Source organism: Rhodopseudomonas sp. BR0G17 (assembly GCF_010907025.1).
Classification (GTDB): Bacteria; Pseudomonadota; Alphaproteobacteria; order Rhizobiales; family Xanthobacteraceae; genus Rhodopseudomonas; species Rhodopseudomonas palustris_H.
In genome coordinates, this window is the sequence record NZ_QUML01000225.1 from 1 (window position 1) to 396 (window position 396).

Consider the following 396-nt stretch of genomic DNA (forward strand, 5'->3'; position numbering starts at 1 on the left):
TAGGTTCGCCCGGCGACAGATGACGAAGGCGCTATCCGCGTGAACCGCTGGTTCGCGAAGCATCCGCAGTTCGTGCTCGGCACGCATGCGCTCGCCTCCGGCCCCTCTGGCGAGACTTACACGTGCCGACCGCGCGAGGACCAAGAGCTCGACGCAGCACTCTTAGCCGCGATCGGTCTCCTTCCGGCGGCGATCTATGACGGCGAGCCCGAGGTCATCGATCCCGAACTGGACGATGCAATCGTTCCCTCTGGCGTTAATCTTCCATGCGATCGGCATGTTCGCGAGGGCAGCTATTTCTTCGACAAGGCGCACGGCCTGATGCAGGTGCTCGACGGCGGGCCTGTCGAGGTGAGAGCTCGCAAGGGTCGCAGCGCCGACGGCATCCCGGAGAAG

At 64.4% G+C, this 396-nt stretch carries 1 pseudogene; it reads left to right on the forward strand.

What is annotated here, in order from left to right:
* Positions 1-396: pseudogene (locus DY467_RS25960) on the forward strand (hypothetical protein); the annotation flags it as partial.